This is a genomic window from Haloarcula montana (assembly GCF_035666295.1).
In the GTDB taxonomy this organism is placed as follows: domain Archaea; phylum Halobacteriota; class Halobacteria; order Halobacteriales; family Haloarculaceae; genus Haloarcula; species Haloarcula montana.
Genome location: NZ_CP142029.1, coordinates 278,846 through 299,432, shown reverse-complemented (window position 1 = coordinate 299,432; position 20,587 = coordinate 278,846). Strand labels below are relative to the sequence as shown.

The following is a 20,587-nucleotide window of genomic DNA, read 5'->3' as shown; positions in this document are numbered from 1 at the left end:
CTACCCGAAAATGCCTCTCATGCCAGTCGAAAGACGGGAACCGGCGCCACACGCTCTGAGCCGAGGCAGATCATGAGTCCAGTCAGCCCGAGTGTGATCGCGTACGGGTTCGGTGCGGTCTTCGGTATCCTCGCGGTCGTCTACTTCGCCCGCGATATTCTGCTCTCGCTCTCGGTTACGTCCAAACTCGCGCTGCTGTACGCGGGTTCGCTGTCTTTGTTGGCCGTCGGCGTGTTCGGGGACGGTGCCACCTCACTTGTGGGGTTCGTGATCGGTGGCGCCGGGTATGCCGTCGCGTCGTTCTATCTGGTGAAGTGGTACAAATGGCGGCGGAGCGGCCGGTTCGTGATCTCCGCAATCTCGGCGGTGCTGTTCGTGTGTCTGGGCTGGCTGCTGAGTTCGGGTGTTATCAACGGGGAGATCGAACTGGCGGGTGCGACCGGAGTAATCCTCGGTGGTGTGGCCGTTACACTTGCAGCCGTCGACCGGAACGAGGGTGAGGTGGTCCGGTACAAGTTGACGATCGCCGAGACGATCGATCCAGGGACCGATCGGATCGGTACCGTCGAAGTCACGAACGAGAGCGCGTTGTTCAGACACGCGTTCGAACTTCCGAGTTTTCGCTGCGTAGTGGAGAACGGACCGGTAGAACAGAGGATCCCTATCACAGTGGGTTCCGTAGTCGGCTCAGATGCGTCGGCAACTATTGGTGCCGGCGAGACATGTGACGCCCCGATTCAGATCGAGTGGCGAGCGGTCGAGAAGCAACTCGAAGAGGCCGAACTCTCCTTCCCTGACTCATATGAGACATCCGTCACTGGGGAAGACGCACACCGGTTCACTACCGAAGCGGGAGAGACGATAAACGTGGAGCTATATTGACCTGTGATTTTCCGATGGCTGTCGCCGGTTTGCCTCCTGAAGATGAACCCGACACGGAACTCCGGCTGCCGGCATCTTCGCGACGACCGCGTTCCCGTCTAACCTCTACTACCAGTACCGAGATGGCTCGAGACACTGTATTCCCCTGTCGGCCCGACTGATCAGATCCACCGGAGCGATACCCACACGATACGACGACCGGTAGCAGGAACATCGGGCTGATTGCCACCGCAAGCCCGATCAACTCCGCGCCGCTCACCGCCGGACTGAACACGAGCCCGGCTGGGACGATCAATAGCGAGAGTGCGAGCAACAGCGGGTGCTGAGATCCTTGTTAGAGGGTGATACCGGTAGTTTCAAAATTAGTGTCGCTTCACGACGGCTCCCAGGGCACTATTCAATACAGCATATCGTCCCCCTATCGATATAGCGAGACCAGTGAACCGATCATTGATAACGTCCCGACAACAATCAGTGCTCCACCTGTTTGTGTTGATTCTTCAAGAACTGTTACACCAATTACTGTCATGATGATCCCGATTAGAAGAAATAAGAACTTCCAGACAACAGCAGGAACGAGTTCTAGCAATACATCGAAAATGAATCCCAGAATTTCATCAATCATGGTTCTGTAGTGCGACTTGAACTCTTCTATTCCCCGTCTTGGACCATTTTATCCCACTGTGAAATCCAAGAAATATTCTCACAAACGACTGTCAGAAAGTACGTAAACACTGGCAGGGTGAAGGCCAAGCCGACAAAGTAACTCAAGGTAATATTGCCGGGTGAGCCAAAAACTCCGAGATATTGAAGAACACCGATGGTCGCAAGTACGGTCGCTAGGAATTCCACATACTCTCTGTATGAGGGGGAGGGGAACCTCATACTGTTGGTGCACTGCCGCCGGGTAATAAATCGTAATGATACGTAATTTTGAGTTGCGAGCCGTTTGTAATGTCTGATTCGGTGAAAGCGATACAGTATGAGGACTGTTCTCTGAAACTCTGTGTATAACATATTCCGACTCAATAAAATCCGTAATAAATCGACAGTGATTTTTTCTGTCAGGGTGGTTTGAACGAATCTACTGGTCGGATTCGGACGAGCGTTTTTAATTACCGCTGTGTCAATCTCAGACGATGTTGATAACCCCGACATCGTGGTCGGAGATATGCACGTTGAACGGGTCTATTGTGGGACAGCTCACGCCACGTCACGCGTTTGATCCGACGCTGACGACTGTCGTCGCAGTGATGGCCGCGGTTGGGACTGTCATCTTGTCGGTTATCGGTCGGCGGTTCGTAACGAGACGCCAACTGCTGGTTGGCGGTGGAGCGACGTATGCGACGGTGATGCTCAGTCTGTGGGCCGGAGTTCGGCTAATCTTCTGGCGGTTCGCGTTTGATCCAGTTGGAGATGCGCTCATCGTTGCCCCCGTGCTGGTCGGGTTCGCACTCGTAATCGCGGGACAGTTCGTGCTTCCGGTGTATCTGCTGGTCACGCATGAAACGTGGACGCCGCTTGTCTGGTTGTTTGGTGTGACATGGGCATTCGGCGAGTTTATTCTCTTGGTGGGTGGTGAGTCTGGTGGGTTGTTCACCCTCCTTGTGTGGGTCGTCGGACTTCTGCCGCTGTGTTTCGGTGTTCTGGTCGTTACGACTGGTGGTGAACTCTTTTTCCGGCGTGTCAATCTGTCGGACATACGTGGGTCGTGACTCACTATCGTTCTCTACTGTCCCGTTCTGCGTATCTATAACGTGGACAGCACCAACGGCGGTGCCAGTGTTTCACCTTTGGAAACACTGGAGCGGCATATACAATCATAGAATCTAGAGTGATACATATGCAAATGCATAGATCGGACGGCGACACAACGACCCACCATGCAGTCGAGAGCGACCGAGGAGAAGCCGAAACCCTCGTTGCCCGCAACTACGACCACACAGAGCGACGCAAGATTACAGTGGGGTTCACTGATTCCGATGGCGACGGTGTTATCGAACGTACGCTGGCGGTCGGTCCGCTTGAGACGGTGAGTATTCGAACTTCGCTTGAGCGTGGAGAATACCAAATTGAGGCCGAGACAGAACGTGGGGCGAGTGACCGTGCAGTGTGTGTCATCGGCGAACACGCGAACGAGTGCGGGTTGATTGAAATCGGAAACGGTATCATAAGTATCAGTGACGGGTACTGGTAGCGTTTTGGATGACAACGAGTGATTCAGCGAGCCACCACTCCGCAACAGAACTCTCCTTGAATGTCGATACCCGCTGGGGAATCGCGTTCGTGGCCCTTCTGTTCGTTCACAACGAACTCCATGAAATCGCACACACAGCTGTCGGTCGGCTGATCTGTGGGGCTTGGGGGCCACGGAATTTCAATACCTGGCAGACTGCTTGTTATAAAACACCGGAGATCGTTCTGGCACCAATCGCGGGACTTGTGTGGAGCTACGGCTTGTTATGGATTGGATATTTTCTTCTTAAATCAGACAGTAATCAGGTAAAAAATCGCTTGGGTTCTGCCTCGTCTTCGCCACGATGCCCTGGGGACGACTGTCGACTGTCGCGGATGGTGGCGGTGATGAGATGGTCATCCTTCGAGGCGTGTTCACTTCAACGGACCCGACAGTTCTCCTCGCAACAGGTGTGACGATCGTGGGAATTCTTATCGCTCCACCGCTATATCGCGCCTTCCGAATCCTGACCGGCAAGCAACGATGGCTTGTCTTCGCCAGTATGTTCTTTCTCCCGAAGCAACTCTTTTCAATAGTTGTTCTGGATATGGCGAATCCGCTACTCAAACAGGGGATACTGTCGGGACAGGGTGTTCTCGGTGCTCCAGTCATGGTGAACGCCTGGACTGGCCTCTGGGTACTCGTCTTGTCGGTGTCATGGAAACGATTACTGCAGACGTTCGTGGTCAAAGATCCTACGGCAACTGTCCCCCAGTAGTCGTGTACCATGGGGTTACTTGAACTACGGGTTTAGTCCGCGTGAGAAACTGCTATTTGAACGTTATATTATAGATATAATCTACTCTCGGGTAACACGCTTCACCCTTGCTCACAGTGTAGCAGGGACCTCGAGCTGCTTTTTTCACAGTCTGGCCGACATCGTATCGTACCACAGATTTATACCGCTCCTGTTATTAATTCAGCATATGTCGCCCTCCACTATCCAGCGGCTACAGTCGTCTCCCACATGGCGGTACGCCTTCCTAGCCGGTGTCGCGTCGTTCCCGCTCACGCTTGCACTGAACTGGCAGGACCCCAGTGGGGTCTGGGATGTCTCCGGTGTAGCTCTCGCCGCCCTCGCTGCCGGTTATCTGGCGAAACGCCACGGCCTCGAAAGTACCTCCGTTGGGTTCCGGACTGGGGCCATCGGCAGCCTGCCCGTGTTGTGGTCGGTCCCCAACGTCATCACCTCCGTCTTGGGGCTAGCCCAGCCCACCTGGTTCACAGTGTTGTCAGTCGTGATGCTGGCGGTGTTCGTCCCGCTCATGGTCGGCTTCGCCGCGGTCATCGGCGCGCTCTCGGGGCGGCTGGGCGGGTGGCTGGCAGCAAAGAGCGGTCACCCGCGACAGCCGGTTACTGTCAGTCCGTAACCGCTGACAGAATCGAGCAGCTATTCGCCCCTGTCCCCTCGTCGCCGATATGCACGATATCGCATAGACCTTGAGATACCGTAGGCAATTTATATCAGCGTGGTAACCGATATCCGCCGAGTTAGGGCTTAAGAACTATTCCGCACCACCGCCAGTTATTACAACGAGATATAATTTCCAGTGAGATCTAGCTCGTCATCTGGTCGGGTTGGTCGCTATCCTATTCCTCATCGTGGTAACGAACGTCACGGATCTCCCGGGGTGAGCAGGTATTGCGATAATTGTATTCGTTGGCGTCCTCCTCCCGGAACTCATCCGTGTGCGCCACTCGTGATCGGCCTCGGGTAGCACCGGATGGCCCGATCCCGCATTGCACTGTCGGTACGTCCGATCAGATCCACCGGAGCGCTACCCAGACCAGTGCGACGACCGGGAGCAGGAACATCGGACCGATGGCCACTGCCAGCCCAGCTAGTTCCGCGTCGCTCACCGCCGGGCTGAACAGGAGGCCGGCAGGGACGACCAACAAGGAGAGTGCGAGCAACAGCGCCGCGGCAATTACGGCAGGATCCCGCTCGGGACGGTCCGTTTCGACGACCGGCAGATCGAGCGTCTTGACCGCGGCGTCGAGATCCGCCACCGGTCCGAACTGTACCGACGTATCGTCGGGATCGAGACGCTCTATCTCCAACGTTCCGGTACCAAGCAGCCGGTCGGTGGCAGCGTTTCTGACCGAGAACCTCGCTCCGTCGACCGGCACGACCCACTGTGGGGCATCCAAGAGCGTGTCGTGTGCGACGAGATACTCCTCGTGACGGCGGTACTCGATAGTGCCGTATCGCAGGTAGTAGCTGCCGATCCTAGCCCCGACGACGATGAGGACCACAGCAACACACGGAACGAGCCAAACTGGCCCGGCAACCAGGACTGCAAAGCCCAGTAAAGCGAACACTCCCAAGACGCCCCGATGAAGGAATCCCAATGCGACGGTCGGGAGCGCCGCCAGGAGGACAGGTGACGGTGCGACGGCGACGCTACTCTGTGGCTCCCCATCCGGCGGGTCGATTTCGGGTGCCGTCTCGGCGAGGTCCGTCTCGGTGAACCGCCCCGCGAGTTGATCGGGGACCGGCAGAGCTGGGTGCTCGATGAACAACTGACGGACTGTGGCCCCCGTCTTGACGAGCACGAGGACACTGAGTACAAGCGGACCACCCAGTTGCTCGTCGATCATCCCGATAAATCCCAGTATCGCTAACAGGAGGCCGATCTGTGTCGGTTCGAGTAGTATCTCCCTAGCGGACGTGTCGGTATACTCGCGCTTGCGTAGGTAATCGAAGAGGAACTCTCGACCTTGCGCAATCAACAGCCCCGAGATACCAAGCGCCAGCACAGGTGTCAGGCGAACTTGTGGCGCGACCACGACCCAGTAGGCGGCAGAGGCCGGGACGACCGCAGCCGTCCACAGTCCCAGAACCGAAAGTGCGAACGGGAGGTTTCGCGGATACACGGGTGGCCAGCCTGCTCGAAGCGATACCCCACCACGTTTTTCGCGCAGTTCGGAGAGCGGTTCGATCCCGGCGACATCGGGGGAGCCCTGTCGGGCGAGCAGTGCCTTCACTGTCGCAAAGAGCACCGTCACTCCTCCTTCGACCCAGTAGATGACCAACAGCGAACCGACCGCCAAGTCGCCGACCCAGACACCCCAGAGTGGGAAGAGATTCGCGACGACGGTAACGGCGGTCGCGGTGACCGACGGTTTCGCTGGCGATTGGCTACCCATCGTTTCTCGTCGGGAAATCACAATAAATCAGAATTTCGGTCCGGAGTACCACCTAATCACAGGTTTGGAGGCCAGCTCTGACCACCCTTCGGGCCGTCGACCGTTATCAGATCGGACCCCTGTGGTCGGCCAGTGGACCTCCTCATAGACCAACCACAACTGGAGAGTGAGATATGTGTGGCCAACCGATTAGACCCCCACCGTGTCGTCCTGGGTTGAATCCGCTACCGTCGAGCCGGTCCGCGGAGCTGGGTCGTCCTCCCGAAGTTGCTGGTACGCGCATGTCGCCACAGCGATTCCAAACACTGTCGTGATGGCAGTGGTGATCATCCCCAGCGCGAGCGCTGGGAGCGGGCTCAAGAAGAACAACACAGTCGCCGGACTACTTGCGAGCACACTGACGACGAAAACGAGCGCCCCGAGTCCGAACAGTTCGAGCCGCTCACCGCGTGACAGTTCCCAACTGTCCCGGAGTGCCGCAACGAAATTCTTGTTTTGCAACGCGATTTCCTGTCTGACGAAGAAAAACGAGAGTGCGACGAACACTCCTGGGAGGATCAGCAGCGCTGTACCGAGATACGTGAGGACGGTCGCGATCGTCCCACCGACTGCACCGTTCAGCATCGCCAGTGGGAGTCTGTTCCGGAGTGTCGGATCCGCCGGTGACCGTGTCTGTTCGGCTGCGAACGCCCTGATCCCGACGATTCGAAGCGCCTCCGCAAGGAGTGCGGCTCCCAGCGCGAGCAGCAAGACGACGGGCAGTGGAAGCGGAACCGAAAGCACTGTTTGTGCCGAACCGAAACCGCCGAACGACGATTGCTGTACCGCTTGTGTCGAAACCCCCTGGAACCACTGTTGTACGCCGAGTGACACCGATTGTGAGATCACCGTGTTCAGCGCACCGAACGCGACAAATACACCGATCAACAGCAGTCCGTTCCGCGTTGTTGTCCGGTCGAACCCATCCTGGAGGGCTTTTCCGATATTCAGGGACATTATATCCGTAGATGCTGCGAGACAAATATAGGTAGCCCTGCCGCGTTTCCTGGGCTGAAACTCCCCACAAATTGTATGTCCCTCCAGTGGGAGGGACATGCCGGCCGGCCGTGCGTACTGCACAGGTTTTCGATGAAATGTGTATGGCTATCGTCGGTCATAAGACTGTTCGTTAGTTGCTCGGCGATGCCAATCAGAACGGTATCCACTTTGAGTTATACAGATGAGTGACGCGAACGATCCGACGACGTAGGCCTGCATCGTGTCCGGTTCCGTGACTGGAATATTAGATAGCTTTGCGATACATGTCGATTCCCACTGGGATCCATGGCACGGTTGTCAGTCCTGATGTTGGAGGACCGATCCGATAGCGCCGTTTTGTAACCACACCCTAACGGTATCGACCGGAACAATGTACGTCAACAGGGGGACCGGTTCTGCCAGCAACTCAGGCGGGGCGAACGCAGCGATCACCACCAGAGCGGTAGTTGGGGCAATCACTTGCAGCACGATGATAATGGACCTTGCAACCGATCGAAGGCCCTGTTTGAGCACCTCCGCTGGCGGCCGGTCCTGATACGATCCGTCGGCGAGGAACCCGTGCCAGACCCGGATCAGTTACGAGACACAGATCGCAGGAATCGTTATGATGGCCGTTCCTGCGAGGAGCGAAAACACGCTTCGATCAGCGATATTCCGCCGAGAAGACGAGGGAGTCCGTACCCATGTGTTCCCACACGGGGGAACAACTTATGCGGGCGGCCCCCGTACTCATTACTATGAGCCAAGAATCTCTCGACGATACCATTAAATTCCGTGCTGGCCCGCTCAAGGAGGCGGCAAACGAACTCGATGCCGTCCATCTTGGTGGCATCAATATCAGTGAACTCGGACGTGAGGGGCTTACCGAGATGCTTCGGCGAGCGATGACCGACGACGACAAAATCGCGATCTACGAGCGCTACACGGCGGGCGATATCTCAGAGGACGCTGCTCGAGTACTCCTTGGTGAGGAGTTCGATTTGCTCCAAGAGGACACTGAGGCCTTCCGCGAAGCTACTGAGGGCGACACTAGCGACTATCTCGTCTGAATGGCTGGTGGTGACACACGGTATCCGATCCTCGTCGATACGGATACGCTGATTGCTGTTGCGAATAGCTCGCTGTGGACTCACATAACCGACAACGTTGGCCTCACAACGACAAACGTCTGTAAACAGGAGCTAGAGCGCCACGCCGAGGAGACGCGCGAGACCGCGCCTGAAGGAAGTCGCCCGTACCAACTCCATCACGGAAGCCGTGCTGCACTTGCGGCGCTTGCGGATGACGACACACCGCTCACGCAGGTGACGAGCGTGCCCCGGCCCCACGGCACGGACGCTGGCGAGGAATCGCTCAGACAGGAAGTAGTACAGAACCCAGAGACCATCGACTATGTTATTTTGATGGACGCGGCGGGCCGGCGCTCGATCCGCCGCGCTGTCGACGATCAAGACGAAGATGTCCGTGTCGTGACACCGCCGTTTCTGTTCTACATTCTCTACGATACCGACCTCATTTCTCGTCGCGAGTTCTGTGAAGCGTGTGGTGAGCTGTTGGAACGCGAAGGGTGGACCGGATACAAGGCTGTGAAAGCCGCATGGGAGGGGATTCCGATTGATTGCAGCGACATTCTTGACGACAATCTGCTCCCGTGATCGAACTGGCTCCCGCAGCGACACGTGCTGGTTCGATATCGCTCGCGGACTCCTTCGAACGCTACCTCCAAGACAAGGGGAAAGGGCGTGGTGGTGACGGTGGAAACTACCGTCGTAATGCAGCCCGCGAACTCAAACGGTTCGGCCGGTGGGCTGCCGGCGACTGCGGTCGGAACGAATGGACGGGAATCGTCCCCGATGATGTCGACCGTGACCCGACCTTCGAAGATCTCGATGAACGAGTGTTCCGGGCGTACGCCCGGCATCTCGGCAGTGAGCGCGCGATCAAGCAAAACACCATACACACGTATTACCACTATATCTCCGCATGGTGTGGCTGGTGCGCGAACGAGGGATATCTTGAGGGGCACTACGCCCGGCGGGCAAGCGCGATGGCACCACTCCCAGAGGACGACGGTCGTAAACCAGGTGACCAGCAGATATGGACATCTGAGCAGCGCCATACTCTTACCCGGCACGTTGAGGAGCGAGTCCGCGATGCAATCGAGACGTACAGGGCGCTTCCGGAGGATGTCGATCCCCTCGACAGGCAGCGAGCGCGATACACGATTCTGAAGGCGGCTCGTGACCGTGCTCTAGCCTTTGTGATCGCATATACAGCTGTTCGAGTCGGGGAAATCCTGCGTGACCCGAACGATCCACGGCGGCGTGGTGTCCAGTGGGGAGAGATTTCGCTAGATGACGGGAGCATGGATGTCTACCGGAAGAAACAGCAGTGGGATATTGCAAGTCTCCCCGATCCGGTGATCGCGCCCCTCCGGAACTATCGAACGCTGATGGATCCACCGACGGTGCAATGGCCAGTATTTCCCACGTTAGACCAGCGGACGCTCGCAACGCTCGTCCAAGACGGGCCAGATACAATCGAGGAGCAACGTGACGAGTACGCTCGGGACTTCTTGTTGGCTCTCGACGAGGATATCCACCCACCGTCGATCACGACCGATGGGGCGCGGTCGATTCTTCAACGGCTCTCAGACGCAGCGGAGGTCGACATTGAGCATCCGAAACACGATTATCTCGCTCCTCATGGCGGCCGACGAGGAATGGGCGAAATCCTTGTCCGCGGGTTCGGGTACACGGTTGCTGCTCGGTATCTCGATAGCTCAGAGAAGATGATTCGTAAGCGCTACTCGCACATTGAGGCCGATGAATTAGGTGCGCTCGCGACCGAAGCAATCAACCAGATCGATTCCATCTGAAGATACCGAGACCACTGTTGGTTGCTGACTAATGGCGGTGAGACGGTTGAATCTACCTGCATGCTGGGATAATCATGACCAGAGTCTCTTGCCACACTCTGTTCATACTGCGAACGAGATGGTTTCATCACCTTCTGACTCAAACCCGACAGTGCCCATTTGTCGGCGTAAATAAATGTGTCTGAGACACCCTGGAGAACAAAGGTGTCAGGGAGCGGCAGTGGCCCCGTCTCCGGGGTCGTGAGCAAGCGGCGAGACGACGAGATCGTCGTAGGGGAACACTGGCTTCTTTGCCCGCCCGACCGTCTCGAAACGGATAACGCCCAGCGCTTCGAGTGTCGTCAGTTCTTCGTGGACGTTCTTCTTGTCACGGCCAACCAGCCGTGCTGTCTCGCGAATGCTGTCGGGTTCTTCGTCTCTGATAACGCGCAAGAGTGTGTACGTCCGTTCGTTAAACACGTCGGTCAGCTGGCTTTCGTTCGGGAACCGAACAGTGGCCGGCCGGTCGAGGTGTTCTCCCTCCTTGAGTGTCTGAATCGCTTCGAGGCCCTCTTCGTATGGATTGGTCTCGTCGTCGACCGTGACCACGAGTACGTTCTGTTCAGTCATGGATATCACCGTTGTCGTTGGATGGACCGAATCGTGGCTTCGGAATCTCGTCCCAGAACCGTTCGTAGAGTTCCTTGATGCCAGGGAACTCGACAAACTTCGGTTCCGGGTCGGGAGCGACGTGTAATTCGTGGCTTTTCGTGTCCTCGTGTGAGTTATCGTAGCGACGGATCGTTCCGTCGTCAAGCGTCTCAGGACCGGCGGACAGGGCTCCATAGTGAAGCGTGTACCGCCACCCCGATGGATAGGCATCGTCGTCTGTCCGCCGAATCGACACGCGAACGACTGTCCCATCCTCGTACACTGTGGCGTTGTCGTATCCATCGAGGTCGTCGGCCGTTGGTTCCATCCGGTACTATGTTGGTTTTGAAGCCAACGGTAAAGAAGTGTTGGTTCCTCAAACAACTCCATAGAGAAAACGCTGTACCGAGTAATTCGGCTATGACTTGATTCGCCATATGGCGAGAGGCACGAGCAGTTTTCTGGAGCGAGCTGCCACCGTGAATAAGGGAGTCACACGGGGAAAATCGAATACACAGAGACGGAGTCAATAGACAGTTCTCACAGACCGGATTTCAGCACTTCTGGGACGAGCCAGCTGCTCAGTTAGTTTGCGTGTTTAACAAGAAGAGGTATCCCTCCGCTGACGGTATTCGAGCGTATGGATACCCTCCAACATCTGTACCGTAGACTGGACAACCGAGTACGAGGTCTCTCGCGCCTCTCGTACGCTCTGCTCGTCGGCCTCGTCTCCGCGGTGGCCGTATTCGCTGTCAGAAGCTTGCTGCCGGGGGATGGAAGTTTCGGCCCGATCGCGATGGGCGTCTCAATGACTGTCGTCTACTACGCGCTCGACCCGAACAACACAACCTGACGCACTCGCTCCCACTGTACTGACCGTTGGATAGCTCGGTTAGGCATGTAGGGATAATCACGACCAGTTGTTCTTCTCGGAGGGAACGGCGACATCTAATTTGTTGAGCCACGAGCGGGGGCGAATACGCAGATACGGAGCCACAGGACCGTTCGTATAGAGCTACTACTCCTCCGACGAGTTTATGACTGCTACTTACCAATTAATACCAGAGTGTCTATACTTACAGTCGGGATACTATTCATCGTTTGGAGCGTTTTCCTTCTCTATTCGGCCTCAGTCCTGTTTTGGCTCTACGAAGTCGTGATTCTCGCTCGAAATCAACTCGTCTCCTCGAAAGAGTTGGTGTATGGGAATGACAATGTCCAGGTCCGGATTTTGACAATTGGTGCTGAGGCAGTCGTACAGGCAACAGTCAATTCGGTCCCGGACTCGGTTGAAGACATTCACGTTATCGCCGAGAAGGATATCCAGATTGACGGCGCAGCGGTCCACGTTGTCCCCAACGAGTTCGATTGTGAGGCGACACACAAAGGGCGGGCACTCGAGTGGGCTCGCCGGCACGTTCCCTGCTCGCGGGAGTTTATTCTCTATTTGGATGAGGACACCATCGTTCAACAGTTCACGGGACTACCTGATGCGGATGTCATCCAGATTACCGAGATGCCACTTTACACTGGGTCGTGGCTGGCGTACCTATCGGAAGCGTTCCGTATCGGATATCAGTACGAACAGCGGGCGTTTGGACGGTTCAAATACCCGCTCTACGCGTGGGGTGGCGGTATCGCTATCCGAACATCGCTGGAAGACAAAATCACGTGGGACTCGAAAACCATCACCGAGGACACGAATTTTATCTGGCGAGCCGCAAAAGAGACGGAACTCGATTTCCGGGTTCTCAACCTCAAGTTCAGGAATCAGGCGCCGCCATCGATTCGGGGGATGCTGCGACAGCGTCGTCGCTGGTTTGCCGGCACGCAACATTCTTCGGATCTATTGCCACGCCGGTATCGCGTCTTTCTCAGCTTCCGGATGGTCGCGTGGGCGTTCTCCCCGCTCATTCCGGTGATATCTCTCCTGCTGTTCCTCTTTCCGCAGTACGTCCCACAGGCGCAGTTCTATCAGTTGGGCTCGCTCGTCGAGTTCGCGATGCTGTTCGTCATAACGGCTATCGGCGCAATGGTTTACGTCCGCCACGAACGGATCCCCCTGCTTGCTATTTTCCTCACGCCCCTTCTGGTCGTGCTGAACACCGCCGGTGCGCTGTGGGGGTGGGTATCTCCGGTTGAGACGTTCGCCGTAACGGAAAAAGTTGCACCGACCGAGGCGAAGGTCGACCCGGTGACTATTGAAAGACGAAACCCGTATCTCGATGACGGCACCCTCGAGTCTCACGATGGCGAAGAGAGACTCATTTCGGACGGCGGCGTCGACGAGTGATGGATCGATACCGACTTTCCGCCACAGTTTCATATCGACACAAGCAGTAACATAAGACAGAGTGGCACCCGGACCGTTCACGCGTCGGCACATGCTTGTTACACTCGGGGCAGCCAGCGGAGCGGGGTGTACGGGTTTTGATGGAACTGAAACTATGTCGGAAACCGAACAACCCGAAGGTAGTCCAACCGGCGACTGGACGCTCGTCGTTGAGGAAGACTGGACGACGTTCGACACCGACCGTTGGGGAATTGGGTTCATCGATCCCGAAGACTGGATTCCGGACGACGACGCGGCGGTCAGTGCCGATCACGTGTTCATCGAGGATGAGACCTGTGTGCTCGAAGTAGAGTCTGAAGGCACTGGCCCTGAGGGCTGTTTCCAGGGGGTTATCAACTCCAGTGTTGGCTCGCAAGACCATCATCCTCCGGAGGGGATACCAATCGACCCATCGCCGGGGCAGTACGTCGAGGCACGCCTCAAACTTCCAGGTCGTGTCGGAGTGTTACCTGCGTTCTGGATGCATCCAGCGAACACGCGCTGGCCGCCGGAAATCGATATTGTCGAACTGTTCCAACGCGGTGATGAGCCGACGGACGAGCGCCAGCGTCTCCATACAGATGTCCATTGGAGCAGCTCTGGCGAGCCAGGTGACAGAGAGACGCACGAACACGCGCCATTTTCACTCGACACTGGCACGGATCTGACCAGTGGATTCAACACCTACGGCTGTGCGTGGTTTACCGACCGTATTGAATGGTATTTCAACGGCGAGCGAATCACAGAGCAGGCTACGCCACCGGCGATGATTGAGACGCTGACCGACCCTGAGGCACGTCCGTTCGGGCTGATCTTCTCGAATCACGTCAATCGAATCGGTAAGGCTGATCTCGATGTCGCCTGGACTGAGCAATTACGAATCGATTGGATACGTGTGTGGGAACGAGAATAAGCAAGTTCACTCCAGATGGGGAAATCGCGACGATTGATGGAGTCTATCAATAGAGTCTCAGGAGAATTCTGAGGATTCACACGTAAATCTGGAAGACAATATGGCGATAATCACGACCCATTCGAAGTAGGATGAATACTCACTGTAGTCGACCGCGATTGGAGTGCTGTCGTTTTCTCAGCCGATATGGTTTGTCTTATCAGGCGAGTTTTTCGGATACGATGGTCTCCCAGACTTGGTTGCCTTTGTCGGTGACCCCGTAGATACGCCCCTTCTTTCGGGACTCCGGGACCAGTAGGTGGGTGAGGCCGCGGTTCCGGAGTTCCTGTAGTGCACGCGAGATGTGCGAGACCGAGCAGCTTGCGTCTTCGGCGATGGTTGAGGGCGGGGCTGGCGACTCAATGAGCCGTTCCAGCACGACGATCCGATATTTCGAACTGACGACGTAGCCCACGACGTCCCAGTCGGATTTCATCGCACTAACCCGCTGCGGTGATCGAGTGTGGTCAGTTGAGGTGAGACGCGCAATCGGTGGTAGAAACTGTCTCGAAGAGTCATTGGTTTCTTGGGATCCCGCCTGTCTCCGCCACCGCGGTCAGCGCTGTCGGAGTTCGGTCGGTGACTACCAACGTTTCTCCGGTGGGATACTCAGGTATATGGTGCTTATTGACTATCGGTGTTTCTACCAGTCCAAATAGATGTTCTGCTAGCTGTGCAAGATACAATGCGTGTATCGGTCACTGATCGTTCAGCACTCGGTGAAAGGATGATCGGTAGAGACAGGTGAAGTAGGTACCACAGCAAAGGGCAGTCACCAGTACTACGTGACTCCCGTTATCGATTCAGCGATTGGTCAGGGCTATCAGTGTCTGTCTCTTTGAGGCATGGCTCGATGGTCCTACTAAGGACCATAACCGCTTCACGGTGGTCCTGTTTCGATTTGTGAATGCTTGATGGACGCGTCTCAAGTGCGTCGTATGCAGAAAGCATCTCGTCAGACATGGTTTCATTCTCGATCAAATATCGTGTGACCTCCGCAAGCAGAGCGTGCGTGTGTATGTGATCTTGTTTGCGCATGATTTTGAGTAGGGTGTTCGGACGTTCACATTCAAATCGCGCCCCGTTTCTGATTCATCAGTGAGATGTGAGTGAAATAGGGACGAATTGGGAGACGATGGGTGTAGGGTGGTTGGGGTGGGGTTAAGTATGTATTCGAACAACCGACCGTTGTGATTATCTCCCGTGTCAACTATACACGGGAATAGGTATCAAACCACACTATACTCCAGTTAATCAATAGTAATAGCGCCAGTGACAAAACCACGGATTACACTTGGTCAGGACACACGATGAGCAAGTCAGCCAGTTTTGCGACGCCACAAGAAAGTCGAACACGAATTCACTGAGTGTCGAGATTCTCAGAGGTTTTCCCACAGCGGGATGCTATCACTCTCTTCGAACCGGATCCACGTCGTTTCCAAATCTTTGTCGGTCGTGTCTGTCGGGTAGAGGACATACGTAGAGACCGGAGCGTGTTCATCGAGCATGGCGACAGCCAGTTCAGGCAGCGGGGAAGGTTCACAACGCTCAGTCATTGTATGGGGGACGAATTTCCGGAGTAACATCGAACGAGGACAGGACGGTGTTGGTGGCGGAGTCTGATGGTCGCTGCATACGCAAAGACACGGCATCGCCGGTCATATATTAATTTACTAGGTTACTGCAGTATTCTTAGGCTTATGCGGGTAACCAATCCGTACACGCCCGATTCAACGCAATCCGTCAGACCTGAAACAGTGTCCGCTTCTGTTCCCAGACTTAGACGATTGCCTGATTAGTAGAGACTGGGAAATCACTCATCACGGTCACATAGTTGCTTCGGGACTTCGGTGAAATAGAACGCGATGCCACCGTTGTCCGTTGGATACGCTTTGATGTCGAACCGACCGTCGAGCTGGGAGAAGTGTTCGACGAACGAGGTGGGTTCTCGTGTTTCCATGACCTGTCGATACTCCGCTTCGAATCGAGTGTCGAGCGCTTCGTTGAAGACCTCCCAGAAGTTCCGGCCAAGGAGGTACTCCTCATCCATTTCGTAGAGTTCCTCAGCCTGTTGGTTGACGAGGATGAACCGCCAATTTGAATCCACCTCGACGATCGCATCCGTTACGCGCTCAATGACGGCTCGAAGCTGTTCCTCACGTTGCCGGACCATTTGGGAGGAGCGGTAATGCTCGATGGCGTTCGACACAGAATTAGCCAAGACGGTATAACAATCTGTAGACCCTTGCTTCTGGAGGTAATCGGTGACGCCTGCCGAAATGGCGTCACTGGCGATCTCTTCGGTGCCTTTCCCGGTGAATAAGATGAATGGGAGATCGGGAAATTCCGCTCGAACCTTTTGAAGGAATTTGATCCCATTGCAGCCGGGCATATCGTAATCGGAGATAACACAGTCAAACGCTTGCTCGGACAGTTGATCCAAACCGTTGCTAGCACTGGTCGCCTGCACGATCTCGAATCGATCATCTTCACGCTCGAGAAAGATACTGACCATCTCCAAAAGATCGGGTTTATCATCGACGTGAAGGACGCGAAATGTCTCTTCTTCGGTTTGTTGAGTGGTCGAAGGTGGCATCAGTTATTACGTAGTTCCTTCTTTCTTTCTTCGATTGCAGCCTGAATATCAGATGTAACTGGACCTGACGCCTCTGCCATGGCGCTCTTTAATTTCAGCAGGATTTTGTCCTCGGTGTACAATTTTTTGGTATCTGTTGGAGACATGGATCTGTCTCAACCTCGGATACCCGGTATTGAATCTGTGGATCCAGATTCCGGGTGGAGTGTGACCTGTCTGGTCGAATCAACCATGACGCGATAGCCACAGTACGAGAACTCGACCGACCGCTTTGGACGAGTGTCGAAGCTGTCCGAGCATCGGAGGAATGCAGTAAGAGCGTCTGGATTGACAGTTTCGTACACTGGAGGTAATTCACAGATATCTGTATCAGTCTTTTCAGAAAAAATATGGCAAATTCTGTACATTATTTCCTCCTCCTCAAATTCTCCCTCTTTATCGCCACCTCTCAGTGTGTGTTCCATACATTGAATATGAGAGCCGTCGGGATGCCACTGGCCTTTTCGTTAGAAATGCCTTTTTAAACTATTCATCGAGACGATTGATTGTACTTGAGATTAATCGTCGAGTTCCTCTCTGCAGCCGAGACCCGACAGCCTGCGGTGAAATACCGAGTTCGTTCGCTACGTCCTGTCGAGTCGCCTCTCGGGGAGAATTATAATAGCCCAGCGTGTACGCGACCGTCATTGCTTCGCGCTGTGCGTCGGTCAGGTCGTACTCCTGGCCCGACTCTAACGGTGAGAGGGCGTGAAGTTGCGTCAGTTCAAGCGGAATATCGTGGTCTCGACAGTACGACTGGAAGTCAGCCAGAGCCTGTTGTGATTCAGCCCGAAATTCGAACGACCATTGGTTTTCTCTCCCGAGAGCGGAGATGAGATTTACATTGGTTTCGATAATTGCGGTTAAGACACTCTCGTAGGCTAAGTCCCAGTCGATGCGAATAAACGCTGCCCCATTCACGTTATCGACTACCTGAATGTCGTGGATACCCGGGTGCGTGACATCCTCCATCGAGATGGTCTCGATCTCGACATCCCGAACCCAAAAATACGGGATGATGAATTCATTCGTCGGAACAACGCGGTCTAATTCTATTTCGGCGGTAGGGAACTCTGAGAAGACGGCAGCCAATGGAAATTCACCGTCAGTCGCAGTGAACGTCGCTTCAATTGCCATAGAGACAATACGAACGGTTATTGAAAAGGTGTATCGCCTACATCACTGTTGCCGATGTCCAATCTCCACTATACTCGGGATGAGAAGCCAGAATCAAGCAATATGCATGTTCTCTCTACCGGCTAATTCACACTCCAAAGAGTGGATTAAATTAACTCTGTATGCTGATTTCAACCTCTGTACTGAGTACTTTGGTCATAACAAGAACGCGAACACGGGGTAGGAGGCGACGATCGCCAGCGACGGTGTCAACACCCACATCGCTACGATACGCTTGGCCGCCGCTGGGTCGAAGAGACTCCGCTGGTCGATATCCGCCGGCCCCTCAGCACCGACATCTGGGATGTCCGGAATCTCGTCTGGTTTCTCGGCCGGTTTCTCTCCGCGAGCAATATCGCCGATAGTCGGCCCGGCAGGAGCATCCTCGGCGCGTGAGGTGACTAATGCACCAGTCGAGACATCGATATCTGGGCGGTCTGGGGATGGGGTCGCTAACTCCGCCAGCGTCGCGGCCCGACTCGCTCGGCCCCAGCCGAGCCCGATAATGGTCGATGTCGTACTGACGGCGAGACTCGCTGGAATCCCGAACGATGAGAGAATCGTTATAACCGTTCCACCGACCACGGAGACGATCAGCGACGCGAGAATCGGAAGCTCGGTGATATCGTCCCCAACTGTTTCTAACGTGCGACGGGCGATGGTGAAACTACCCAATCCGAAGGCCCCGACCGCGAGCAGGACGCCCTGATTGACGGTGAGGGAGCCGCCCGATCCGACGAGGGGGGCGACGGCGTTCGCTGCGTTCGATGCCCCGGCCGAGAACGCCATGTAACAGCCGATGACGACGACCGAGAGTGAGCCGATGGTGTCCTGCAGTGATGCGTTCGGATTGACATATGGTCGCGGAATCGTCCTCGACCGGTCGAGTTGGATGAATAGCAGATTGAATGTCGTAAATGCGCTATATCTATCAAGATAGGGGTAGATATAGCGCCCGACTACGGCCCCGATGAACAAACAAATCAGTGGGGCGACGATCCAAGCTGAGACGATAACGAACATCAGCGCTTGATTGAGAGTGCCGGATGCGAGGCCCAATCCGACGATGGCACCCACAGCGGTCATCGAAGTTGAGGCCGGGACACCATAGAGATTGGATATCAGTAGCGACGCGCCGGTAAAAAACAGCACGGTGACACTGGCGATGGGCGTAAACTGGGCTGCCGGCACGATACTGCTGCTCATCGTCGCGATGACTTCTCGGCCCACGGTCCACGCCCCGAGAAAGCCAAAGCCAACGAACAAAGCGCCCGCAGTTGTCTTCCGGATGAGGCGTGACCCGACTGCAGGGCCGAACGCTACACCCGTGGAGGATCCCCCAATATTGAACCCAACAAATACCGCGACAACGATACCGATGACGGTCAGAAACTCCACCATCGTAATTGTCTCAACAATGCCAGACCCAGATTTATGGGTCGCTCTCCTGTAGAAGATTGTTGATACTGGTGAGCTGTCGCTGTCGAGTCGAAGAGGACAAGGGCACCGCGTCAGCGGTGCCCGACACGGATGATTCCGCTAGATGTGTTTGGGTCGGAATCGGTCGCAGCGGACCTGTTACAGCAGGTTCGCTGGCGTGACGGTGTGACTTGTCCCCGCTGCCGTTCTGACCTTACGGTCAGAAACGGCAGCTATGGGCAGTTTCAGCGGTATCTCTGTAAGGATTGCGGCCGCACGTTCAACGATAAAACCGGTACAATCTTCGCTCATTCGAAGATTGCGCTCCGTAAGTGGCTGTTTTCGATCTACGCGTTTCTCCGGTTTAACACGAGTCTCAGGCAGTTACAGTGCGAAATCGATGTCACCTATAAAACGATCCACAGGCGTGTCGAGCGCTTCACCGAAGCGCTCGACGCGCCGTCACTCGATCTCGCCGGACCTGTCGAAATTGATGAGTTCTACGTCTCTGCCGGCCTAAAAGGCCGCGAGCGCGACCGCTGGTCGCGCTCTCGCGGCCTCTCCAGACGTGGACGCGGGACATATGAACAGGACAAACCACCTGTTTTCGTTCTCGCAGATCGCGGCACCGAGCAACGCTACGTCGTGCCAGAGAAATCCGCAACCGAATCGACGATCCGGCTCCTGCTGGCTGGCCGCCAGCAGGAGCCCCTCACCGTCTATACCGACGGATTTTGCGCTTACGATCCACTTGAGGGAGATGAGGAATTCAACCGTGAATACGTCGTTCACGGAGATGGTGAATACGCCGATGACGCAGTCCACGTGAACACGTGCGAGAGCCACGCGTCGCTGGCGCGACGGTGGCTCTCGCCGCATCGAGGTATCTCAAAAGATCGCCTCACACAGTATTTCCGAGCGTTCCAGCTCAGACAAAAACTCTACCGCAAACCTGGACGAGAAGCGCTCAAACACGCCATCAAAGCCACTCTCTGAAATCAACAATGTGCTACACAAGAGCGCATTCCGTAATCCCTCTTCGAGCCGGTGGAAGTCGGACGATTCGATGTAGTAATAGAAGGTTCTAGATGTTGGGTCAGTTCCCGCCTCTGAAACCGACATCACTTTCGAACTTTGGTCGTACATGACTGACTTCGTACACACTATGTCGGGATGCTCGACCCGTATGTCGGCTTTAATATCGGTCACTGGTTTTAATTTGGCATTTTATTGTCTAGCTGCGAACCTATTTTCCGATA

At 55.4% G+C, this 20,587-nt stretch carries 24 protein-coding genes and 1 pseudogene; 12 read left to right on the top strand and 13 right to left on the bottom strand.

Going from position 1 to position 20,587, the window contains the following annotated elements:
* The first annotated feature begins 72 nt into the window (after positions 1-72).
* Positions 73-882 (top strand): hypothetical protein, encoded by an 810-nt coding sequence (locus VJ109_RS18965; RefSeq protein ID WP_324760938.1) that lies wholly within the window; start codon positions 73-75, stop codon positions 880-882.
* Positions 883-1,300: 418 nt separating this feature from the next.
* Here VJ109_RS18965 and VJ109_RS18960 read toward each other — a convergent pair whose 3' ends face one another.
* Positions 1,301-1,507 carry a hypothetical protein gene (locus VJ109_RS18960; RefSeq protein ID WP_324760937.1) on the bottom strand — a complete coding sequence of 69 codons (207 nt, stop codon included), beginning with the start codon at positions 1,505-1,507 and terminating at the stop codon, positions 1,301-1,303.
* 514 nt (positions 1,508-2,021) lie between these two features.
* On the opposite strand from VJ109_RS18960, the gene VJ109_RS18955 reads away from it, so the two are divergent.
* The 4 genes from VJ109_RS18955 to VJ109_RS18940 all read left to right on the top strand — a co-directional run bounded on the left by VJ109_RS18955 (position 2,022) and on the right by VJ109_RS18940 (position 4,488).
* Positions 2,022-2,597, top strand: a complete 576-nt coding sequence (locus VJ109_RS18955; protein WP_324760936.1) for a hypothetical protein — start codon at positions 2,022-2,024, stop codon at positions 2,595-2,597.
* A gap of 134 nt (positions 2,598-2,731) precedes the next feature.
* Positions 2,732-3,079: an Ig-like domain-containing protein gene (locus VJ109_RS18950; RefSeq protein ID WP_324760935.1), complete on the top strand. Its 348-nt coding sequence runs from the start codon at positions 2,732-2,734 to the stop codon at positions 3,077-3,079.
* Positions 3,080-3,470: 391 nt separating this feature from the next.
* Positions 3,471-3,836 (top strand): hypothetical protein, encoded by a 366-nt coding sequence (locus VJ109_RS18945; protein ID WP_324760934.1) that lies wholly within the window; start codon positions 3,471-3,473, stop codon positions 3,834-3,836.
* Between the two features lie 208 nt (positions 3,837-4,044).
* Positions 4,045-4,488, top strand: coding sequence for a DUF5518 domain-containing protein (locus VJ109_RS18940; RefSeq protein ID WP_324760933.1), 444 nt, complete (start codon positions 4,045-4,047; stop codon positions 4,486-4,488).
* Positions 4,489-4,879: 391 nt separating this feature from the next.
* Here the strand turns inward: VJ109_RS18940 and VJ109_RS18935 are convergent, their stop codons facing one another.
* Together VJ109_RS18935 and VJ109_RS18930 are read right to left on the bottom strand one after the other, a co-directional pair.
* Positions 4,880-6,268 (bottom strand): DUF6498-containing protein, encoded by a 1,389-nt coding sequence (locus VJ109_RS18935; RefSeq protein WP_324760932.1) that lies wholly within the window; start codon positions 6,266-6,268, stop codon positions 4,880-4,882.
* Between the two features lie 189 nt (positions 6,269-6,457).
* Entirely contained in the window at positions 6,458-7,264 is an 807-nt protein-coding gene (locus VJ109_RS18930; RefSeq protein WP_324760931.1) for a DUF7847 domain-containing protein, read from the bottom strand.
* 779 nt (positions 7,265-8,043) lie between these two features.
* On the opposite strand from VJ109_RS18930, the gene VJ109_RS18925 reads away from it, so the two are divergent.
* The 3 genes from VJ109_RS18925 to VJ109_RS18915 are packed head-to-tail and all read left to right on the top strand — an operon-like array spanning position 8,044 to position 10,184.
* Positions 8,044-8,355, top strand: coding sequence for a DUF8065 family protein (locus tag VJ109_RS18925; RefSeq protein WP_324760930.1), 312 nt, complete (start codon positions 8,044-8,046; stop codon positions 8,353-8,355).
* Entirely contained in the window at positions 8,356-8,961 is a 606-nt protein-coding gene (locus VJ109_RS18920) for a hypothetical protein (RefSeq protein WP_324760929.1), read from the top strand. It begins immediately after the preceding gene.
* The gene (locus VJ109_RS18915) at positions 8,961-10,184 is read left to right on the top strand and encodes a phage integrase SAM-like domain-containing protein (protein ID WP_324761250.1); all 1,224 of its coding nucleotides are present in this window, start codon (positions 8,961-8,963) and stop codon (positions 10,182-10,184) included. The genes VJ109_RS18920 and VJ109_RS18915 overlap by 1 nt, the downstream gene beginning before the upstream one ends.
* Before the next feature lie 207 nt (positions 10,185-10,391).
* Here the strand turns inward: VJ109_RS18915 and VJ109_RS18910 are convergent, their stop codons facing one another.
* Complete coding sequence (locus VJ109_RS18910; protein ID WP_324760928.1) at positions 10,392-10,793, bottom strand: HVO_A0114 family putative DNA-binding protein; 402 nt, start codon at positions 10,791-10,793, stop codon at positions 10,392-10,394.
* Positions 10,786-11,142, bottom strand: coding sequence for a toxin-antitoxin system TumE family protein (locus VJ109_RS18905; protein ID WP_324760927.1), 357 nt, complete (start codon positions 11,140-11,142; stop codon positions 10,786-10,788). The genes VJ109_RS18910 and VJ109_RS18905 overlap by 8 nt, the downstream gene beginning before the upstream one ends.
* Before the next feature lie 312 nt (positions 11,143-11,454).
* Here VJ109_RS18905 and VJ109_RS18900 point away from each other — a divergent pair, with 312 nt between their 5' ends.
* The 3 genes from VJ109_RS18900 (at position 11,455) to VJ109_RS18890 (ending at position 14,059) form a co-directional block, all read left to right on the top strand.
* The gene (locus VJ109_RS18900; protein ID WP_324760926.1) at positions 11,455-11,667 is read left to right on the top strand and encodes a hypothetical protein; all 213 of its coding nucleotides are present in this window, start codon (positions 11,455-11,457) and stop codon (positions 11,665-11,667) included.
* A gap of 213 nt (positions 11,668-11,880) precedes the next feature.
* Positions 11,881-13,107: a glycosyltransferase family 2 protein gene (locus VJ109_RS18895; RefSeq protein WP_324760925.1), complete on the top strand. Its 1,227-nt coding sequence runs from the start codon at positions 11,881-11,883 to the stop codon at positions 13,105-13,107.
* Positions 13,108-13,261: 154 nt separating this feature from the next.
* The gene (locus VJ109_RS18890) at positions 13,262-14,059 is read left to right on the top strand and encodes a glycoside hydrolase family 16 protein (protein WP_324760924.1); all 798 of its coding nucleotides are present in this window, start codon (positions 13,262-13,264) and stop codon (positions 14,057-14,059) included.
* Between the two features lie 199 nt (positions 14,060-14,258).
* Here VJ109_RS18890 and VJ109_RS18885 read toward each other — a convergent pair whose 3' ends face one another.
* The 7 genes from VJ109_RS18885 to VJ109_RS18860 all read right to left on the bottom strand — a co-directional run bounded on the left by VJ109_RS18885 (position 14,259) and on the right by VJ109_RS18860 (position 19,310).
* Entirely contained in the window at positions 14,259-14,534 is a 276-nt protein-coding gene (locus VJ109_RS18885; protein ID WP_324760923.1) for an ArsR family transcriptional regulator, read from the bottom strand.
* 359 nt (positions 14,535-14,893) lie between these two features.
* Positions 14,894-15,136 carry a UPF0058 family protein gene (locus VJ109_RS18880; RefSeq protein ID WP_324760922.1) on the bottom strand — a complete coding sequence of 81 codons (243 nt, stop codon included), beginning with the start codon at positions 15,134-15,136 and terminating at the stop codon, positions 14,894-14,896.
* Positions 15,137-15,911: 775 nt separating this feature from the next.
* A complete protein-coding gene (locus VJ109_RS18875) occupies positions 15,912-16,694 on the bottom strand; it encodes a response regulator (RefSeq protein ID WP_324760921.1) in 783 nt (260 codons plus the stop codon).
* The gene (locus VJ109_RS18870; RefSeq protein WP_324760920.1) at positions 16,694-16,840 is read right to left on the bottom strand and encodes a hypothetical protein; all 147 of its coding nucleotides are present in this window, start codon (positions 16,838-16,840) and stop codon (positions 16,694-16,696) included. Before VJ109_RS18870 ends, VJ109_RS18875 begins: the two co-directional genes overlap by 1 nt.
* 9 nt (positions 16,841-16,849) lie before the next feature.
* Complete coding sequence (locus VJ109_RS19580) at positions 16,850-17,101, bottom strand: HalOD1 output domain-containing protein (RefSeq protein WP_434737310.1); 252 nt, start codon at positions 17,099-17,101, stop codon at positions 16,850-16,852.
* Between the two features lie 118 nt (positions 17,102-17,219).
* Positions 17,220-17,870, bottom strand: a complete 651-nt coding sequence (locus tag VJ109_RS18865; protein WP_324760919.1) for a helix-turn-helix domain-containing protein — start codon at positions 17,868-17,870, stop codon at positions 17,220-17,222.
* Between the two features lie 195 nt (positions 17,871-18,065).
* Entirely contained in the window at positions 18,066-19,310 is a 1,245-nt protein-coding gene (locus VJ109_RS18860) for an inorganic phosphate transporter (RefSeq protein WP_324760918.1), read from the bottom strand.
* Between the two features lie 129 nt (positions 19,311-19,439).
* Between VJ109_RS18860 and VJ109_RS18855 the strand changes: the two genes are divergently transcribed.
* A complete protein-coding gene (locus VJ109_RS18855) occupies positions 19,440-20,324 on the top strand; it encodes an IS1595 family transposase (protein WP_324760917.1) in 885 nt (294 codons plus the stop codon).
* Between the two features lie 27 nt (positions 20,325-20,351).
* Here VJ109_RS18855 and VJ109_RS18850 read toward each other — a convergent pair.
* A pseudogene (locus tag VJ109_RS18850) lies at positions 20,352-20,537 on the bottom strand (helix-turn-helix domain-containing protein); the annotation flags it as partial.
* Positions 20,538-20,587: the final 50 nt, after the last annotated feature.

Excerpts from the sequence above, each read along its gene's own strand:
- VJ109_RS18930 (WP_324760931.1), bottom strand. The coding sequence starts at position 7,264 with ATGTCCCTGAATATCGGAAAAGCCCTCCAGGATGGGTTCGACCGGACA.
- VJ109_RS18885 (WP_324760923.1), bottom strand. The coding sequence starts at position 14,534 with ATGAAATCCGACTGGGACGTCGTGGGCTACGTCGTCAGTTCGAAATAT.
- VJ109_RS18880 (WP_324760922.1), bottom strand. The coding sequence starts at position 15,136 with ATGCGCAAACAAGATCACATACACACGCACGCTCTGCTTGCGGAGGTC.
- VJ109_RS18870 (WP_324760920.1), bottom strand. The coding sequence starts at position 16,840 with ATGTCTCCAACAGATACCAAAAAATTGTACACCGAGGACAAAATCCTG.
- VJ109_RS18965 (WP_324760938.1), top strand. The coding sequence starts at position 73 with ATGAGTCCAGTCAGCCCGAGTGTGATCGCGTACGGGTTCGGTGCGGTC.
- VJ109_RS18900 (WP_324760926.1), top strand. The coding sequence starts at position 11,455 with ATGGATACCCTCCAACATCTGTACCGTAGACTGGACAACCGAGTACGA.
- VJ109_RS18910 (WP_324760928.1), bottom strand. The coding sequence starts at position 10,793 with ATGACTGAACAGAACGTACTCGTGGTCACGGTCGACGACGAGACCAAT.
- VJ109_RS18955 (WP_324760936.1), top strand. The coding sequence starts at position 2,022 with ATGTTGATAACCCCGACATCGTGGTCGGAGATATGCACGTTGAACGGG.
- VJ109_RS18860 (WP_324760918.1), bottom strand. The coding sequence starts at position 19,310 with ATGGTGGAGTTTCTGACCGTCATCGGTATCGTTGTCGCGGTATTTGTT.
- VJ109_RS18960 (WP_324760937.1), bottom strand. The coding sequence starts at position 1,507 with ATGATTGATGAAATTCTGGGATTCATTTTCGATGTATTGCTAGAACTC.
- VJ109_RS18865 (WP_324760919.1), bottom strand. The coding sequence starts at position 17,870 with ATGGCAATTGAAGCGACGTTCACTGCGACTGACGGTGAATTTCCATTG.
- VJ109_RS19580 (WP_434737310.1), bottom strand. The coding sequence starts at position 17,101 with ATGTACAGAATTTGCCATATTTTTTCTGAAAAGACTGATACAGATATC.
- VJ109_RS18940 (WP_324760933.1), top strand. The coding sequence starts at position 4,045 with ATGTCGCCCTCCACTATCCAGCGGCTACAGTCGTCTCCCACATGGCGG.
- VJ109_RS18875 (WP_324760921.1), bottom strand. The coding sequence starts at position 16,694 with ATGCCACCTTCGACCACTCAACAAACCGAAGAAGAGACATTTCGCGTC.
- VJ109_RS18950 (WP_324760935.1), top strand. The coding sequence starts at position 2,732 with ATGCATAGATCGGACGGCGACACAACGACCCACCATGCAGTCGAGAGC.
- VJ109_RS18925 (WP_324760930.1), top strand. The coding sequence starts at position 8,044 with ATGAGCCAAGAATCTCTCGACGATACCATTAAATTCCGTGCTGGCCCG.
- VJ109_RS18905 (WP_324760927.1), bottom strand. The coding sequence starts at position 11,142 with ATGGAACCAACGGCCGACGACCTCGATGGATACGACAACGCCACAGTG.
- VJ109_RS18855 (WP_324760917.1), top strand. The coding sequence starts at position 19,440 with ATGATTCCGCTAGATGTGTTTGGGTCGGAATCGGTCGCAGCGGACCTG.
- VJ109_RS18890 (WP_324760924.1), top strand. The coding sequence starts at position 13,262 with ATGTCGGAAACCGAACAACCCGAAGGTAGTCCAACCGGCGACTGGACG.
- VJ109_RS18945 (WP_324760934.1), top strand. The coding sequence starts at position 3,471 with ATGGTCATCCTTCGAGGCGTGTTCACTTCAACGGACCCGACAGTTCTC.
- VJ109_RS18935 (WP_324760932.1), bottom strand. The coding sequence starts at position 6,268 with ATGGGTAGCCAATCGCCAGCGAAACCGTCGGTCACCGCGACCGCCGTT.
- VJ109_RS18920 (WP_324760929.1), top strand. The coding sequence starts at position 8,356 with ATGGCTGGTGGTGACACACGGTATCCGATCCTCGTCGATACGGATACG.